Genomic DNA, 16,964 nt, shown 5'->3' with positions numbered 1-16,964 from the left:
AAACTTCACGTCAACAGTCTGAGCTTCAACGAGACGGCGTTAAAAATCGCGTCGCGCGAAGTAAACGCACGAAAGCGTTAGCATAACGGCCAAAAACAGGCTGCAACTGACGACCGGCCGAACGATTTTCAACTGCACGACTTCCTGCTCCTCGTTCGCCACGTCGCCCATCACGAACGACGTCTTCCCACTCACCAACGCCGCAACCGTCTGGCTCAATTCCCCCGTCTGCGGTGTCAGCGTTCGCAACGGCGTGATGACGTATCGATCGACACTCCGCCAGCTGGTCAGGGAGGGGCGAACGGCCCGTTCGATTTTCGCGGAGGCGTTGGCGTCGGGGCCGAAGGCGACAAAGTCGATCGAATCGATGTGGTGCGCGATCGCCAAACGACCGGATTGCTCGTCGTACTGGATGGCCGTCACTTCGCTCTGAGGCAGGGTGACCCACTCCACCCGATCTCCGCTGCGAGTTGCGATCGTCACGCTGCCGTCGGTCGTCAACAAGGCGAATCGATCGGTCACGCCCAATCCCTCTGCGGCCACGACCGTTTGATCTTTCGGCGAGGGGAATTCGTCCAACAACGCCAGCGTGTCGGCCTGGTACCAACGGACCGGCTCGTCGTCACGGGCAAGCAACACCGACTGGCCGGCCGCAGCCATCGTCGTCCGCGCCGCGTCGTTGTCATCCAGCAGGAGATCCGCGGCCAACATCGCGGTCGCCCCCTTCGCATCGTCACCGTCACCGCCACCGGGCAACTCCATCCGCATCAGCCGCCCGCGGGCGTAGACGACCAGCGAACGGCCATCGGGAAGCACGTCCAGCCGCACCGGATCGGTCAGCGTGACTCCCTTCGGCAAGATCACGTGAAACGCTTCGGTCGCACCGCCCTGCATGCGAATCAAATCGGTGATCCAAGCCGTCACCCCGATGTTGGAAACCTCGATGTTCGGCGATACATCTTGGGCATCGGATTCAGTTTCCGATTCAGTTTCCGATTCAGTTTCCGATTCACTGCCCGATTCGGGGGTCCGGTCGGCGGACGAGTGCTCCGGTTCGTCATCGTCGAATCCCGATTCGTCCAACACTTGTTCGATGGTCGTCGCCATCAGCCCGGTGTTGTTGAATGCGAGCAGGCGGTTGCCGACAACCAGCAATCGACGCGTGCCGTTGGGCAGTCGCAATCCCGGGTTGGGTTTCCAGTCCTCCGATCGATCGAGCACCAACAAGTCCAGCGATCCGCTGCCGTAGAGGTTAAATCGCCCACCACGAATGCGCGCCGTCGCGATCTTTCCGGGGGCGATGCGAACCGGAGGCACGATCAAATCGCGACGTCGGAAGTCGCCTTCGATCACATCGGCCCATTGATTCGCTTCGTTGTCGAATCGTTTCAATTCGCCGCCACGCGTCGCGATCACGATGCCTTGACCGTCAAAGGACATCTGCGAGATACGGTCGGGTGAGCGAACGAGTGCGTCAAAATATCCGCCGATCAATCCGATCACCAGCACAAACGCGCCGAACATGCAGGTCACACCGATCGAGAGAATCGGGGAACGCCAGCGCAACCCGGCGAGCAAGGAGACACTGAAGAACACCGCAAACAAGAAGACCGCCACCGGGATGCACCACAACACCCGCGCGTTCCAAATGTCCAGCCGAAAACCGGAGATCAACCACAGGCCGATGACCAATTGGCTGACGCACAGAAAGACGAACGCACAACCGCCGATGAACTTTGACAACAGCAACATCGTTCGCGAAATCGGTTTGCTCAACAACAGGTGCAGCGACCCCGGTTGCAGCATGTCGGGAATGATCGACGCGGTGACCAGGATGCCTAAAAAGATCAATGCAAAACCGAGCAACCAATCCATCATGATCGGGACGACAAACTGATTGATCAAGGAAACGAATTGTTCCTTGCCGATCAAAAAGAACGCCGGAAAGTCGAAGCCCGCGTAGGAGAGGGTGATGGACCGCGCGGACATCGTGGTGAAGACCCCCGGCAACGCCGCTTCGATCCGCAACCGTGCCCGTCGGCGACGTTCCGGGTCGCTGATTTCATCGTCCGGGATCTCGTCCAACTCGCGAAGCTCGCGCAGTCTGACCGTCGTTCGCCAAGCTTCGGCATCGTACCAGTCTTCGTTGTCCAGGGACTCGTTGAGAGAATCGGCCAGCGCCCCCTTGTCGATCCGCACGTCTTCGCCACGGGCGACCTGGCGAAGTTTCCGTTTGATGTCGTCGGGAAAGGTGCGGGCAAGTCGTCCCAGGGCCGTTTCCGATTCCTTGGGATCGACCAACCCCCGCGCGAGCATCGCCTTCATCTGTGTCCCGTTGTCCAAGTCGAACCAACGAAACGTCGTCGTGTAATCCTCGTGGTATCCGATCGGTGCCAGCGCGGCCAAGAAGATCCAAATCGCCACCATCGCGATCCAGAGGATCCGTGACGAAAGTGCCGAATGAAACGAGTCTGCGATCACGGCCAAGTAAGGTTTGATCATGACAGCACCTCCTCGCCGGCGATAGCCTCCCCGGCAACATCCTCGACCGCGTCCGTTCCCACCAGACGCATGAACGTTTCTTCCAATGACTCACGCCGCACTTCCAATCGAGCGATCGATTGATCGGATCGCCGCAGTTGGTCCACGATCGCATTGATCTGACCCTGGTCAACGACCGCAAGCGACAATCGGAACGCGTCGCGAACTCGGGTCGATTCGATGTCGGCCGTCATAGAGTCGCCGAAGATCGCTTGCCAGTCCGGCTCCGCGTCGCCGAGCACTTCGACGATCAGCTTTTGTTGGTCGCGGTGGGCCAGTTCATCGATCGGTCCAATCGCTTTGATTTCGCCCTTGGCCAGGATCGCCACCCGCGTGCAAACCATTTCCACTTCCTGAAGGATGTGGCTGTTGAGGAAAATCGTCTTTCCGCTGTCGCGCAACCGATCGATCACCTTGCGGACTTCGTTGCGGCCGACCGGATCGAGCCCGTCGGTCGGTTCATCCAGGACCAACAGATCGGGATCGTGCAGCAGCGCCTGGGCGAGTCCGAGACGCTGGTACATGCCCTTGCTGAATCGACGGACCGACTCGCGATCACGTCCCTCGAGCCCGACCAGCTTCAGCAACTCGTCGCTGCGCGAGTGGATTTCGGCCGAGGTCATTCCGCTCATCCGGCCGTAGTAGCGGAGTGCCGATCGCGCCGAGTGATGGCGATCGACGCGTAACGATTCCGGCAGATAGCCGACACGCGAGCGGGCGGCGGAACTGCCGATCGGCTGCCCCAGCAACCTGGCATGGCCGCCGGAAGGTTTGACCACGCCCAACAGCATTTTGATCAGGGTCGTTTTCCCGGCGCCGTTGGGGCCGAGCAAACCGAACACCTCGCCCGGAAAAGCTTGCAGCGAAACGCTGCGAACGGCATCGATGCGGCGGCGTCCGGTCAGCGACAGACTGCGATACGTTTTTCGCAGCTGATGAACATCAACGATGGGGTCTGGCACGGCGGGTCTTGAATGTGTGGCGGCGTGCCGACCAGTATAACGCCGAGCCCCGAAATCCGCCCCGGGTAGTTTGCCAAGATCGGCAAGCGGGAACGGCGCGAGCGGGCTGTCGATTGAAGCCCGCACGCGTTAGCAAGGGGCCACGCGGCGCCCCTCGCTCACACGCCTGGCATGATCACGCTGATTTCGGAACATGCAGCTGCGGCGGAGGCGGAGTACTAGCCGGAAACCGAGCCGAACATCAGATAGCCCAGCCAAATGACTGATACGGCGATCACCGCGGCAGCCAACAAGCGGTGCCCCGGGTGACGCCAGTCCGGACGTTGGACCTCTCGCTCATACAGGCTGCGAAAACGCTCACGTTGATTTTCGGTCGTAAACACCCCGTCTTCGACCAACTCGTTCAAGCCGAATTGAGTCGAGTACTCCACCACTCCATAGACGCGGTGGCGGCGGTCCAGTTCGTCGACCCCGACACCCTCAAAGTACCAGAGTTGGTTACCGAATTCGGTCTCGGTCTCGGCGCGGTTGTCGATGCAACGCAACTGCAAGATCTCGCTGCGTCGGGGGCAAAAGCGAGCGCGGATCATGGCACGATTGCAATCGAGCCTGACCTGGCGGATGGTCGCTTCTGAAAACCGGATGACCTGCACGTGGCTATTCATAGATCCCTCTGTTCATTTCCCGCCTAGTGGAAACTAAATTCACTTAATCCGATTATTGCCGGGAACCTAAGTTCCGTCATGGCCAGAAAACCAAAAAAGCGGACCGAATCTTGTTTTTTGTGAGTTGGGCCGCTTCGGCGTCGGTCAAACTGGCGGATCCTCGTCGTCTTTGTCGGTTCGAAACCGCCAACCAATGAACACGCGCACAGATATTTTGCGGCCCCCCGAAATGGAGTGCGGTTAGCACAAAGACGTCGGGCGTTAAACTGGCCGGCGACTCCGGTTTCGTCTCCGCCCCTCCTTTCCGACTAGACATGCTCGAACGTCGTTCCCTGCGGGCGCCCGTCACACTGGGCGTCGTTCTGATCGTCCTGGTCGTGATCCTCGGTGCGATTTGGGCGATCTCCAGCTTCATCGGATCCGAACGCAGCGGGCTGTTCTGGACGCTGTTTATTCTGGGCAGCCTGTTGCTGCTCAGCATCCTGGCCGGCGTAATCGTCTACCTGACACTGACTATCAAAGCCGTCCGTTTGAATCAACGACAATCCAATTTCATCGACTCGGTCACCCATGAATTGAAGAGCCCGATCGCGTCGTTGAAGCTGTACCTGCAGACCATGTCCCGACACAGCGTCGATGAGTCGCAGCAACGCGATTTCCATCGCATCATGCTGGAAGACGTCGAGCGACTCGACGCCCTGATCAACCATCTGCTGGATGCGGCGCGGATCGATCGCGGCAATGAGCCCGAGGACGACGAGGTGTTCCGGCTTGACCAGCTGCTCGCCGAATGCGGCGAAGCGGCGTGCATGCGTTACCGGTTGCCGGTCGAAACGGTCCGAGTCGATTGCCCCCCGGTGACGATCCGCAGCCAATCAGTACAGCTGGAAATCCTGTTTCGAAACTTGATCGACAATGCCATCAAGTACGGTGGTTCGCCTGCCGAAGTCATCGTGTCGATTCGCCCCGTGGAAGGCAAAGAAGATCAAGTGGTCGTCTCGATCACCGACAACGGCGTGGGGATTCCTTATGACAAACGCCGCAAGATCTTCGGGCGTTTCGTGCGACTGGGCAACGAACTCGAACGCAGCACGCCCGGCACCGGACTGGGGCTCTACCTGGTGCGGACGGTCAGTAAAGCCGTCGGGGCGAGCGTGCGGATTCGCGGCCGCCGTGAAATCGATGGGGTCGCCGGAACCGTTTTTGAAGTCACAATGAAACAAGCTGTCTTTGACGAGCCGACGGAATGACCGGCACGAAATGCCCCGCACCAGGGTGGTCGTCCGGCCAGACACGTTTCCCTTTCTCGTTTCCACTTTGCCATTGCCGCCATGCGTCCGCATATCCTTGTCGTCGAAGATGAAAAGCACTTGGGGGTCGGGATCAAGTACAACCTTGAAGCCGATCACTATCGTGTCACGTTGGTCGAAGATGGGCCGACGGCGCTACGCTTGATCGATGCCTCCAACGAACCCATTCATCTGATCGTGTTGGATTTGATGCTGCCCGGGATGAGCGGCTACACGGTCTGCGAGACGATTCGAGACGCCGGCGTCACCACCCCGGTCCTGATGCTGTCGGCCCGTACCCTGGCCGAAGACCGCGCCCGGGGTTTTGACGTGGGGGCCAATCAGTACATGAACAAGCCGTTCGAGCTGGATGAATTACTCAGCCGGGTGAAGAACCTGCTCCAGCACTCCCAGGCATCGTCGGCAAACGCATCGCCGCGTCGCGTCCGCGAGTCGATCGAACAGATCGAGTTCGGCGATGTCTCGGCGCACTTTCTCAATCACGAAGTCACCGTCGGGGGCAAGTCGGTGCCGATGACGCCCAAGCAGTTGAAGCTGCTGAGGTACTTCGTGGAAAACCCCAACCGCGTGATCAGCCGCAGCGAACTGCTGAGCGAAGTTTGGGAGATCAGCGGGAATCTGCAAACCCGCGCGGTCGACCAAACCGTCGCGCAGCTACGCAAGATCATCGAACCCGATAGCAGCCAACCGGTGCACCTGCTGACCATCCGCGACGCGGGGTATCGGTTTGTCCTCGGGCCGGCGAGTAGCGACCGAAACGAAGAAGAAAAAGAAGAAGAAGAAGAAGTCGACGACTAACCGCGATCGGTGATGCGGTGCACCACGTGGGGTAAGCTTCCAGCTTGCCTTCCCCCGGAAGCGTCAGCTTCCAGCTTGCCTCCCCCGGAAGCGTCAGCTTCCAGCCGCTGCGACAAACCGACGGAGCGTGCCGGCGCAGAAAAAAAGCCCCCGGTCCAGTACGAGATCCTAGGGGGGCGGAGGATAACGCGCTATGGGACCGGGAGCCGGTGGTTTTTCGGGTGAGTGGATCGCCACTCGGTTCGGTTCGACGCGGTCCCTCGCATCCTTGCCGGGACCTGCCGAACGCTTGCCAGTTTCTCGCCGCCTTCACCGTCACACAAGATTCGATCCGTCGAATCCGTGCCGTACGATTTGTCCGCAGCTACCGAAGAATCAATCAATGATTTCCAAGGTGGCCAGTGCAGGATCACGCCAGCGAGTCGCTTCGATCACCGGGCTTGGCTTGGCTCAAGGCCAAGTGTCCCAGCGATGGGCGGAAGATACGCGCGCCCCTTCGCGGCGGTCAAGGCGGATCATGCGCGGATCAGAAATTGTTTTCATGAATGTATTTGCTAGCAATTTCTGGAATGTCCGTCCGCAGACACCGACGGCATCGCCTGCACGCGTCACGCCTGTCGCGATCGTTCCAGCAAGCGTTTGGAATGCAACAGCTGTTCTCGAAACGGCCTGAGCGATGAAGCATCGAATGCTCGAATTTAATCAAATTCCTGTAGGCAATTTCCCGGCGATGTGTGATATTTGACTATTCAGCCATTTACCACTGCCGACAGAATTCATTCATGACAACGATGCAAGCCCAAGAGATCGTCACGGCGGCTTCAGCGCTTCTTGCGAAAAGCTCGGTTCAAGAACTTCGTGCACTCCGCGTGGATGAGGATTCCAATGAGCTGCGGCTTCGCGGCAAGGTTCGCAGCTTCTATCACAAGCAGTTGGCCCAAGAGGCGGTGTTGCCCGTCGCCGGGTCGTTGCAAGTGGTCAACCACGTGGACGTTCACAACTAGGCGCTGTCCGAAACGAGGCGCTCTCCGAAACGAGGCGCTGTCCGAACGCCCGTTGGAGTTCCCGTCACCAGACGGTGGCTTTTCCGTTTCGTCTAATTGACGATCACGCGCTGTTCGAAACGTTCGACCTTCACCGCCCGGCCATCGGCGTCGGATTCGACGATCGCACCACACAGTCGGACATCACCGGTCGCGACGTGAAAGTGACAGGGTTCTGCGGTGCGAGTCGTGTGGGTGACCCGTTCAATGTCTCTTCCGATGATACTTTCGTAGGGACCGCACATCCCGACATCACATTGAAACGCGGTTCGACCGGGAAGGATGCAGGTATCCGCGGTGGGGACGTGGGTGTGCGTGCCAAGTACGGCGGTGACTTTGCCGTCCAGGTATCTGCCGAGGCACTGCTTGTCGCTGGTGGCTTCGGCGTGCACGTCGACCAAAATCTGATCGGTATGCGGTTCGATCTCGGCGAGCACTTCATCGAGTGCTTTGAAGGGACAGTCCACCGGCCGCATGAAAACGCGTCCCATGATGGAGACGATCGCCAGGGGTCGGCGCCCGCTTCGCTTGATCAGCGTCCAGCGGCGGCCGGAGGCTTCGTCGGGGTAGTTGGCCGGTTTGACGATGCGATCGCTTTTTTCCAGCGTGGTGACGATCTCTTTGCGGCGGAAGATATGATCGCCGAGGGTGACCCCGTCGATGCCGCTGTCGATCAACCGCTCAAATTGTTTCGGCATCAATCCCGAACCGTCTGAAGCGTTTTCGGCATTGGCGATCACGTAGTCCAGGTCCAACTCTTCGCGGATCCGCTGCGTGTTTTGCAGCACCGCATTCATGCCGGGTTTTCCTACGATGTCTCCAAGGAATAGGAATTTCATACCGGCCGAATCGCTGCGGGTTGGAGCTGCGGGTTGGAAAAGTGCGGACGTCGACTGCACGGCAGGGGGCCGCCCCTACCGGCAGGGTCAAACGGTATCGGTGTCGCCGCCAGTCGTCAACGAGCAAGACTCCAAGTGACAGCGGTGGCGTCCTGCGGCGAATCGACGTGCCGGCCAATGGAGGTTCCTTCTCGGCACAGTTTGGCTATGGTGATAGTGTTCCGACCCACGATCGCGTGATTCATTCCTTTCTTTCATCACATTTTCACGTCCATGAACACGGCCGCGCCAACTCTCGACCTCGCCGCGTACTGCCGCGACACCGCGCAACGCGCCAAACAAGCCTCTGCGGAACTGGCGACCCTGGATGCGGAGATCAAGAACCGCTGGTTAAATGAATCGGCCGACGCCTTGGTCGATTCGGCCGACCAGATCATCGCGGCCAACGCATTGGATCTGGCCACCGCGCCGGGATACGGATTGACCGATGCGGCCGTGGATCGGTTGAGACTGAATCCGGACCGCATCGGTGCGATCGCGACGGCGCTCCGCGAAATCAGCATGTTGGCCGATCCGGTGGGCGAGGTTCTAGACGGCTTCACCCGCCCCGGAGGGCTGCAAATACTGAAAAAACGGGTTCCGCTGGGCGTGGTGTTCTTCATCTATGAAAGCCGCCCCAACGTCACCGCCGACGCTGCGGCGATCTGCGTCAAGAGCGGAAACGCGGTGATCCTACGTGGCGGAAAAGAAGCGATCCACAGCAGCCGCGCCATCGTCGACCTGCTGACCGCCACGGCAGAAAACTGCGGCTTGCCCGCGGCGGCCGTCCAACTGGTTTCGACGACCGATCGGGCCGCGGTCGGCGAGTTCCTCTCGCTTCATGAGTCGATCGATGTGGCCATCCCACGCGGCGGCGAGGGGCTGATCCGCCGCGTCACCGCCGAAGCCACGATGCCCGTGATCAAGCACTTCGACGGAAACTGCCACGTTTACGTCGACCAGTCGGCCGACATCGAAATGGCCAGCAAGATCGTTCACAACGCGAAATGCCAACGGATGGGAGTTTGCAACGCCTGCGAATCGCTGTTGGTCCACGAATCGATTGCCCCCACGGCGCTGCCTGTCATTGCCAAGCGTCTGCAAGCCGAATCGGTGGAGATTCGCGCCGATCAGGCGGCCGCGGAGCTGATTCCCGGCAGCGTGCCCGCCAGCGAAGCCGACTGGGGGACGGAGTACCTGGGGCCGATCATCAGTGTTGCCGTGGTCAAATCCGTCGACGAGGCGATCGGACACATCAATCGGTACGGATCCCACCACACCGATGCCATCGTGACCAGCGATCTGGCAGCGGCCGAGGCGTTCACCGCAGGCGTGGACAGCTCCGCCGTGATGGTCAACGCGAGCACGCGTTTCAACGACGGCGGCGTTTTCGGGCTGGGAGCGGAAATCGGAATCTCCACCGACAAATTTCACGCCCGTGGCCCCTGTGGATTGCGCGAGTTGACGACCTACAAGTACATCGTCAAGGGTGACGGCCAGATCCGGACCTGAGACAAGCCGCCCTCTTGAGAGCCCGTGCAGTTTTCTTGTCGTTGAAATGAAAGCGTTCTCGTCACGCTCCCGCTGGGCATTGGTGTCTACACAAGTCGCAAGACTTGAAGTCACCCTCCCTCTGGACGTCGATTCTCTTACTGCAGGATGTGTAACCCATTTAGATTCTCTCCCTCTGGGAGAGACGGCGTTTGCGCAGCAAGCAAACACCAGAGAGGGCCGGCGCCGCGAAAGTCTTGGCGACTTCTGCTACGATCAACTCCGACAGTTATCCAATCGACGTCCCTGGGAGGGTCGATGTGGCTCGGAATCGCTCAGCGGCAACCAATCGCCCCTCCCCTCGCCCCGCTCGACCCTCCCTGCCAGGGAGGGTGACTGGGGAAAACGGCACGCCTGACGAGGCATCGAAGCGACGTTCTCGGCAAAATCTGCGCCATTCTGCCCCCGGAAACGGGTTGAAGTCGCGGGGAACTGTCGATATTCTCCTGGACCCCTAAAAAACTCAACGATTCAGGTCAATCAGATGGCACATAAGAAAGGTCAGGGATCCAGCCGCAACGGCCGTGATTCCAACGCGCAACGTCGTGGCGTCAAAAAATTCGGCGGCGAAGCGGTCAACGCAGGCAACATCCTGATCCGTCAGTGCGGCACCCGCTGGCGGGCCGGTCGCGGAGTCGGCCAGGGCAATGATTACACCCTGTTCGCGCTGGTCGACGGAAAAGTTGAATTCGATCAGAAAGGCCGTCGCATCAACGTCGTCTCGGCGTAGCCCAAGTGGGAGAGGCTTCCAGCCTGTCAGCGCCGAGCCGACAGGCTTCAACACCTATCTCACGATCACCTGATCTGATCCATCATCACCCGCGACATCGACCCATCGTCGCTCGCGGTGACTCTTCAAGATCGCTTCACAGAGCAAGATTTCGCGGTGCCCGTCCAGGAACGTCGGGTACGGCGCCGGTTCGGACACCTCGCCGTTGGCGATCGAACCGTAGAAGCAACGAAACAATTGCTTGAAGGTGTCGGGGAATCCTTCGTTGTGACCGCCGGGATAGCTTGAGATCGCCGCGGCCGAAGCATCCATCAGTGCCGGGTCACGGACCAGGCACGCGCTGGCCCCATCCCGGCTTCCGATCTCCAACAGATTGGGCGACTCACTGTTCCAGGCCAAGGATTGCTTGGCACCGGCCAGCTCGTAGCGGAGGCAATTCTTTTTGCCGGCCGTCGTTTGTGAGACCCAAAGGCAACCGTTTGCCCCGCCGGCGAACCGCAACAGGATCGCGCCGCAATCTTCGGTCGTGACCTCCACCGGTTCGCTTGCCGCCGCGGTTGGTGGGCCGTCGCTGTTCGCGCTACCGGAATAGGTTTCCACCGAGCCGGTCGGCCGCTGCCGAGTCGGATGGACCGTTCGAAGATCGGCGCAGACGGATGTGATGTATCGGCCGGTGATGAACTGGATCAAGTCCAGCCAGTGCGTGCCGATGTCAGCGACGGCTCTCAATTCCCCGCCGTCGGCAGCCAGCACGCGCCAATTGAAATCGGTTTCCTTGAGCAGCCAGTCTTGGACGTAGGAACCGGTGACGTGCAGCAGGTTTCCCAGCGTGTCGTTGCGGACCCGCGCAGCCGCTTCGTGGCACAACGGATAGAACCGGATGTTGTAGGCCACCGCCGCGGCGCGTCCGCTCTCCCTGGCGATGCGAACCAGTTCACCAGACTCGGTCGAGTTCATGGCCAGTGGCTTTTCGCAGACGACATGCTTGCCCGCCTGCAGCACCGCCTTGGCTTGGTCAAAGTGAAACCGGTTGGGAGTCGTCAGATGGATGCAATCGATCGACGGATCACCCAACGCGTCTTCAAAGGAGCTGAACTCCGTCGGCAGTCCCAGACGCTCGCAAGCTGACCGTGATTTTGCCGGCGTCGACCCCACGATGCCGGCAACCTGCACCCCGGCGCGCCGCAACGCTTCCACATGAACCGGCCCGATAAAGCCGGTCCCCACCACCACCGTTCGAAACTCAGCCATCGGTCATCCGCAACGCGTTGGAAATTGAAACCACGCCACACAGTGTGTCGCGTTCGCGCCGGCGGTTCCAGGTGTGGGGACGGCAGAAAAATGGGCGGCTGAATACATCGGTACTCGGTACTCCCCGCTCCCCGCTCCGTCGCCAGGTGAATATTGCGCCGTTTGCGGCGACCCACATGCGTGGATCACGCATGCGTGTTTGACACTGCGTGATGTGCGCGTGTGCCAAATAACACCCGCGTATGACACGCCCTCGCGGTGGGTGAGGGCGAACACTCATACAAGCCGATGCAACTGGTGATGAGCAAATTCCTTACGCGGTTGTGAATGTTTTCCGCCGCCACCAACGACGCCAACGCACGAAGGCGAATTGATGATGAACCAACACGAAACACCGATGGGCCTGCCCCCCGCTCCCCGCCCGGCTGTGTACGCGGCCAGCAAGGACGCCGGCTGGCTCTCGAAGGTCGGACAGGCGGCCCAAGCAGAGAACTGTCGTTTCCAAACCTCTTCTTCCATCACCTCACTGATCAATCAGGCCGCCGCCGATAGCGACGTCGCTTGCGTGCTCTTGGACTACGACCCGCGTATTCAGCAATGGACCAGCATCGAGCAGTTGTTGTTCGAAAAGAACGTGGTCGCGCCGGTCGTCTTGGTTTTGGATGAAGCGAGCGGCATGGCGGCTTCGGAAGCCGTCGCGCGGATCGCACACGTCGTTGCGATCAACACGATGGAACTGCCCGAGATCATCGAAACGATCCAGCATGCGATCGGACTCAGCACGCTCGTCGAGCATCAGTTCGATGTCTTGCGTTGCCATCGGCTTTATCAAGGATTGCCGGATCGTCAGCGACAGATCGTCGACTATGTCGTGGAAGGCGCACCGAACAAACAAATCGCGACGAAGCTGAAGGTGTCGGTCAAGACGATCGAGCGTGAGCGACAAAAAGCGTACCGTCAGCTGAATGTGCGCAGCACCGCCGAGATGACCCGCGTCGTGATCTTGGGCAGCCTCCATGACGTGGTCTTCCCCGCGGGCAAGCCGGCTAAGCCCGCCGGAGGACTTCGGCTCGACTCACGCAGCGACAGCGTTGGCCCCGTCGCCCCGATCACAACCAAGCCGACGAACGTCTTCAATTCGCAGATCCCGCGCTGACGCGCGGGATCGCAAGCTGGAAGCTTGCGCCACTGGGTATCACGTGGGGTAAGCTTCCAGCTTGCCTCCCGGGAAGCGACAGCTTCCCGCCTTCTGCGAAACACATACCTAACCGCAAGCTGGAAGCTTGCGCCACTGGGATCGACAGGCTGAAAGCCTGTTCCACCGGATCGCAAGCTGGAAGCTTACGCCACTCCCTAGAGCCTGGTGGGATTGACGGGGACGCTGGGGATCTTGCCGCTGGCCTTCTTTCGCAGCTCCGCTTGCAACGCTTCGATCACGGCTCGGTGCCTTGCATCGGGCTTGATGGCCAGGTTCTCAAATTCCATCGGGTCGGCCCGATGATCGTAGAGTTCGACGCCGGCGGAACCTTCGGCCCATTCGGTGTAGCGATAGCGGCTGGTGCGAATGCTGCACCCCATCACTTGTGTTGCCAACCGGTCATCCGCAGGACGCAGGACCTGAGTGATCGCTTGGCCGTTCCATGTCGCCAGCGGATCGCCCAGCAACGTGGCCAGATCTCGGCCGGCCAGTTTGGGCGGCGCCTCGATTCCCGCGGCGGAGACAACCGTCGGGTAGATGTCCACAAACTCGACGATGCGTCGGCACGGTTGGCCATTGCCCGCCGCTCCGGGAACGCGAATGATCAACGGTGATCGAGCCGATTGTTCGAACAAGGTTCGCTTCTGCCAAATCCCGCCGTGCTCGCCGAGGTGATACCCGTGGTCGCTCCAAAACACCACGATCGTGTTCTCGGCCAATCCCAATCGCTCGACCGCATCGAGCAGCCGTCCCACTTGCGCGTCGACAAACGAGACGCACGCATAATACGCTTGAGTGGCTTTGCGGAGCGTCAAGGGATCGAGGTTGTAGTTCGGGATCGGGCAATTGTGTGCGAAGGCGGCGGTCGGGATGTCGTCGCGATCACCGGGAGGTGCATACGGCAGTGACACCGTGTCGAGCGGATACAAGTCGAAGTATTTTTTCGGCGCAACGTAGGGCGTGTGGGGCCGAAAGAAGCCGACGCCCAGAAAGAACGGCGTGTCACGATTGGCCTCCATCAACCGAATCGCTTCGCTGGCGATCATGCCGTCGGTTTGCTCTTCATCGCGGCCGTCGGCGGCAAGCCATGAAAGTGCGGCGCTGATCTTGCGATGCGGTTCGGCATTGAAGATCAACGCTTCGTCGCTCTTGTCACGTCCCTTCGGATTGACGGTCTGGTTCCACGAGGGCGGATCATCGAAGCCGTCGGTGCCGATCGATGCGGGAACGTTGTAGTGATAGATCTTGCCGACGCGCGCGGCGAAGTAGTTCTGTTGCTGGAACGCTTGCGGCAACGTCACGACATCGGGCAACTGATCGCGGAAGTGGCGGTCCAAATCATAGACGCCGATCTCGTCGGGTCGCCGCCCCGTCATGATCGACGCCCGCGTCGGATTGCACAGCGGCAGTTGGTTGTACGCGTTCAAAAAGCACACACCCGATGCGGCCAGCCGATCGATGTTCGGCGTCTTCGCCAGCGGATCACCATAACACCCCAGTGTCGATGCCAAGTCATCGACCGCGATGAACAGAACGTTAGGCGGGTCGGCGGCGGACCGCGTCGCGAAACCAACGAACAGCAGAACAAGGATTGCAGCGCGGAGAGCGCGGCCGATCAGGGCGTCGGTGGGCATGATGGAAGGCAGAATGATGAGCGGTTGGATAGTGGGGGGGCAAAACAATGGGGGCAAAACAATGGGGTGGCAGGATGATGGGGTGGCAGCACGTCTTGTCCCGATCGCTCCGTTCCTTGTCTCCTTGTCTCGATCATTCTGCCAAACCTTCTCTTCATCGTTTTGCCCCCATCGTCTTGCCCCCACCAACTAAAACCGCCCCTGCCGTTGCGTCAGATACTCCGTCAACGCGGTATCAAACGGCATGCTGGTATCCAGCGGGACGTAATCGATTTGCAGTTTGTTGCAACCTTCGCGGTAGGCCTCGCGAAATTCGGCGAGGGCGGCTAAATAGTCTTCACGGAACCCGGTCGCGTCGACGGAGACCGATTGCCCCGATTCAGAATCGGTGAATTGAACCGGACCATCATAAGGAAACTCGACTTCGGCCGCGTCCAGGACGTGGAAGACGATGACGTCGTGTCCGGCGTGCCGCAGCCGCGCCAGCGCCGAGACGACGTCTGCGATTTGTTCTTGCCACGATTTTTCCTCGTCGTCACTGGGCCACAAATCACTGAACAGCATCACCAGCGAGTGTTGTTTCAGCATCGCGGCGACTTGCGTCAACGATGCCGGGACATCAGTGGCACCGGCGGGCTTGAGGTTAGAAAGTCTGGCGATGACGTCGCCCATGTGTCCGCGGCGAGACCGAGCCGGCAGCGACGCGTGGACTTTCTCGTCAAACGTAATCAGCCCGACGGGGTCTTGCTGCATGATCATCAAGTACGTCAGCGCCGCGGCCAAGCAGGTCACGTACTCGAATTTGGTCATCGACTGGTTTTCGGTAAACCCCATCGACTTGGACAGATCGATGACCAGGTACCCGATCAGGTTGGTTTCTGATTCAAAGCGTTTGACAAAATACTTGTCGGTCTTGGCGTAGACCAACCAGTCGATCAGCTTGGGGTCGTCGCCGCGGTTGTAGCGTCGGTGTTCGCTAAACTGGACCGAGAAGCCGTGAAAGGGGCTGCTGTGCAAGCCTTGCAGAAAGCCCCGCACGACCATCCGGGCGCGCAAGTCCAGCCGTTTGATACTCTGCAACGCTTCGGGCGAGAGCAGGGAGCTCATTTGGCCAGCTTTTCGGGTTGCGGCGGTTGGATATCATCGAGCAATCGTGTCACGAGCGAATCGCTGTCCATGCCTTCGGCGGTCGCTTGGAAATTGGTCCCGATCCGGTGTCGCAGAACCGGCAGCGCAATCCGCCGGACGTCATTGACGTCGACACTGAACCGGCCTTCCATCGCCGCCATCGCTTTGGCACCGGCGATCAGGTTTTGGCCGGCACGAGGTCCCGCGCCGAAATCGACCAACTCGCGGATGTAGTCCGGTGACGTTTCATCCGACGGCCGGGTCGCCCGAACGATGCTGGCGACATATTTGATCACAAACGGGTTGACCGCCACGCTGGTGACGAGCTGCTGAACATTCAAGATTGCTCGTGCGGACAAGACCTTGTTGACCGTCGCCGTTTCGCCCCGGGTCGTCGTGGTCAGGATTTGCTCTTCTTCGGCCGCCGAGGGGTAGTCCAATTTGATGTTGAACATGAACCGGTCGAGCTGGGCTTCGGGCAGCGGATAGGTGCCTTCTTGCTCGATCGGGTTTTGGGTGGCGATGGTGAAGAACGGCTTGGGCAGGGCAAACGTTTCGCGTCCCACGGTGACCTGGCGTTCCTGCATCGCTTCGAGCAGTGCGGCCTGGGTCTTGGGCGGGGTACGGTTGATCTCGTCGGCCAGCAAGATGTTGGCAAAGATCGGGCCTTCGACAAAACGGAAACTGCGTTTACCGTGTTCGTCTTCTTCCAGGACTTGCGTGCCGGTGATGTCCGACGGCATCAGGTCGGGTGTGAACTGAATCCGTTTAAACGACACATCCAGAATGCTGGCCAGCGTGCTGACGATCAGGGTCTTGGCCAATCCCGGCACGCCTTCCAGCAGGCAGTGACCGCGGGTGTAAATCGCGGCCAACAATTGCTCGATGGTTTCGGTTTGTCCGACGATGACCTTGGAGAGCTCGCTGCGGATCGTCGCTTGATGGTCGGAAAACTCACGCAGGACGTCGCCGAGGTTGCGTCCGGGCTGGCCGCCAGGTTTGCCGGCCGGCGGATGGGGTGGAGTCGGGGCGCTCACGATAGGGCAGCTACCTTGCAATGTGATTTGGAAGAACGTCTCGGCACGAACCGAAAGCTGAAAAACGCCAGCGATGGGCAGTTCCTACCGGATCGAATGATATCAGCCGGATCGCACCGGCGTACGGCTACGCTTTGAAGCATTTTTTAGCGGTAGGGCGCAAGCCCTTCGGTGTTTTGGCAGAGAGGAAGAACCGGAGGGCTCGCGCCCTGCCGCTAAAACCTCAAGAAACACATGG

The 16,964-nt window shown here is 59.9% G+C and carries 14 protein-coding genes; 6 read left to right on the top strand and 8 right to left on the bottom strand.

The window, feature by feature from the left end; translation table 11 throughout:
• Nucleotides 1-39: 39 nt before the first annotated feature.
• The 3 genes from NZK35_RS15895 to NZK35_RS15885 form a co-directional block, all read right to left on the bottom strand.
• Nucleotides 40-2,502 (bottom strand): ABC transporter permease, encoded by a 2,463-nt coding sequence (locus tag NZK35_RS15895; protein ID WP_259633516.1) that lies wholly within the window; start codon nt 2,500-2,502, stop codon nt 40-42.
• Nucleotides 2,499-3,503: an ABC transporter ATP-binding protein gene (locus NZK35_RS15890; protein WP_407699797.1), complete on the bottom strand. Its 1,005-nt coding sequence runs from the start codon at nt 3,501-3,503 to the stop codon at nt 2,499-2,501. The genes NZK35_RS15895 and NZK35_RS15890 overlap by 4 nt, the downstream gene beginning before the upstream one ends.
• A 218-nt stretch (nt 3,504-3,721) precedes the next feature.
• Nucleotides 3,722-4,168 (bottom strand): hypothetical protein, encoded by a 447-nt coding sequence (locus NZK35_RS15885; protein WP_259633515.1) that lies wholly within the window; start codon nt 4,166-4,168, stop codon nt 3,722-3,724.
• 314 nt (nt 4,169-4,482) lie between these two features.
• On the opposite strand from NZK35_RS15885, the gene NZK35_RS15880 reads away from it, so the two are divergent.
• The 3 genes from NZK35_RS15880 to NZK35_RS15870 all read left to right on the top strand — a co-directional run bounded on the left by NZK35_RS15880 (nt 4,483) and on the right by NZK35_RS15870 (nt 7,280).
• Complete coding sequence (locus tag NZK35_RS15880; RefSeq protein ID WP_259633514.1) at nt 4,483-5,418, top strand: sensor histidine kinase; 936 nt, start codon at nt 4,483-4,485, stop codon at nt 5,416-5,418.
• An 81-nt stretch (nt 5,419-5,499) separates the two neighbouring features.
• Nucleotides 5,500-6,276, top strand: a complete 777-nt coding sequence (locus NZK35_RS15875; protein WP_259633513.1) for a response regulator transcription factor — start codon at nt 5,500-5,502, stop codon at nt 6,274-6,276.
• 782 nt (nt 6,277-7,058) lie between these two features.
• Entirely contained in the window at nt 7,059-7,280 is a 222-nt protein-coding gene (locus NZK35_RS15870) for a BON domain-containing protein (RefSeq protein ID WP_259633512.1), read from the top strand.
• 92 nt (nt 7,281-7,372) lie between these two features.
• Here the strand turns inward: NZK35_RS15870 and NZK35_RS15865 are convergent, their stop codons facing one another.
• On the bottom strand, nt 7,373-8,158 hold the full coding sequence (locus NZK35_RS15865; protein WP_259633511.1) for a TIGR00282 family metallophosphoesterase: 786 nt from the start codon (nt 8,156-8,158) through the stop codon (nt 7,373-7,375).
• Nucleotides 8,159-8,431: 273 nt separating this feature from the next.
• Here NZK35_RS15865 and NZK35_RS15860 point away from each other — a divergent pair, with 273 nt between their 5' ends.
• Together NZK35_RS15860 and rpmA are read left to right on the top strand one after the other, a co-directional pair.
• Complete coding sequence (locus NZK35_RS15860) at nt 8,432-9,709, top strand: glutamate-5-semialdehyde dehydrogenase (RefSeq protein ID WP_259633510.1); 1,278 nt, start codon at nt 8,432-8,434, stop codon at nt 9,707-9,709.
• 523 nt (nt 9,710-10,232) lie between these two features.
• Nucleotides 10,233-10,478, top strand: a complete 246-nt coding sequence (gene rpmA, locus NZK35_RS15855; RefSeq protein WP_095738091.1) for a 50S ribosomal protein L27 — start codon at nt 10,233-10,235, stop codon at nt 10,476-10,478.
• Nucleotides 10,479-10,532: 54 nt separating this feature from the next.
• Here rpmA and NZK35_RS15850 read toward each other — a convergent pair whose 3' ends face one another.
• A complete protein-coding gene (locus tag NZK35_RS15850) occupies nt 10,533-11,729 on the bottom strand; it encodes a Gfo/Idh/MocA family protein (RefSeq protein WP_259633509.1) in 1,197 nt (398 codons plus the stop codon).
• A gap of 373 nt (nt 11,730-12,102) precedes the next feature.
• Here NZK35_RS15850 and NZK35_RS15845 point away from each other — a divergent pair, with 373 nt between their 5' ends.
• Nucleotides 12,103-12,885: a LuxR C-terminal-related transcriptional regulator gene (locus tag NZK35_RS15845; RefSeq protein ID WP_259633508.1), complete on the top strand. Its 783-nt coding sequence runs from the start codon at nt 12,103-12,105 to the stop codon at nt 12,883-12,885.
• Nucleotides 12,886-13,082: 197 nt separating this feature from the next.
• Here the strand turns inward: NZK35_RS15845 and NZK35_RS15840 are convergent, their stop codons facing one another.
• From NZK35_RS15840 to NZK35_RS15830, 3 genes are all read right to left on the bottom strand, one after another.
• The gene (locus NZK35_RS15840) at nt 13,083-14,561 is read right to left on the bottom strand and encodes a sulfatase (RefSeq protein WP_259633507.1); all 1,479 of its coding nucleotides are present in this window, start codon (nt 14,559-14,561) and stop codon (nt 13,083-13,085) included.
• A 189-nt stretch (nt 14,562-14,750) separates the two neighbouring features.
• Complete coding sequence (locus tag NZK35_RS15835) at nt 14,751-15,668, bottom strand: DUF58 domain-containing protein (RefSeq protein WP_259633506.1); 918 nt, start codon at nt 15,666-15,668, stop codon at nt 14,751-14,753.
• Nucleotides 15,665-16,651 carry an AAA family ATPase gene (locus NZK35_RS15830; RefSeq protein ID WP_259633531.1) on the bottom strand — a complete coding sequence of 329 codons (987 nt, stop codon included), beginning with the start codon at nt 16,649-16,651 and terminating at the stop codon, nt 15,665-15,667. Before NZK35_RS15830 ends, NZK35_RS15835 begins: the two co-directional genes overlap by 4 nt.
• Between the last annotated feature and the right edge of the window lie 313 nt (nt 16,652-16,964).

It is taken from the genome of Stieleria sedimenti, assembly GCF_025060895.1.
GTDB lineage: Bacteria > Planctomycetota > Planctomycetia > Pirellulales > Pirellulaceae > Stieleria > Stieleria sedimenti.
This window is presented reverse-complemented; position numbering and strand designations above follow the sequence as displayed.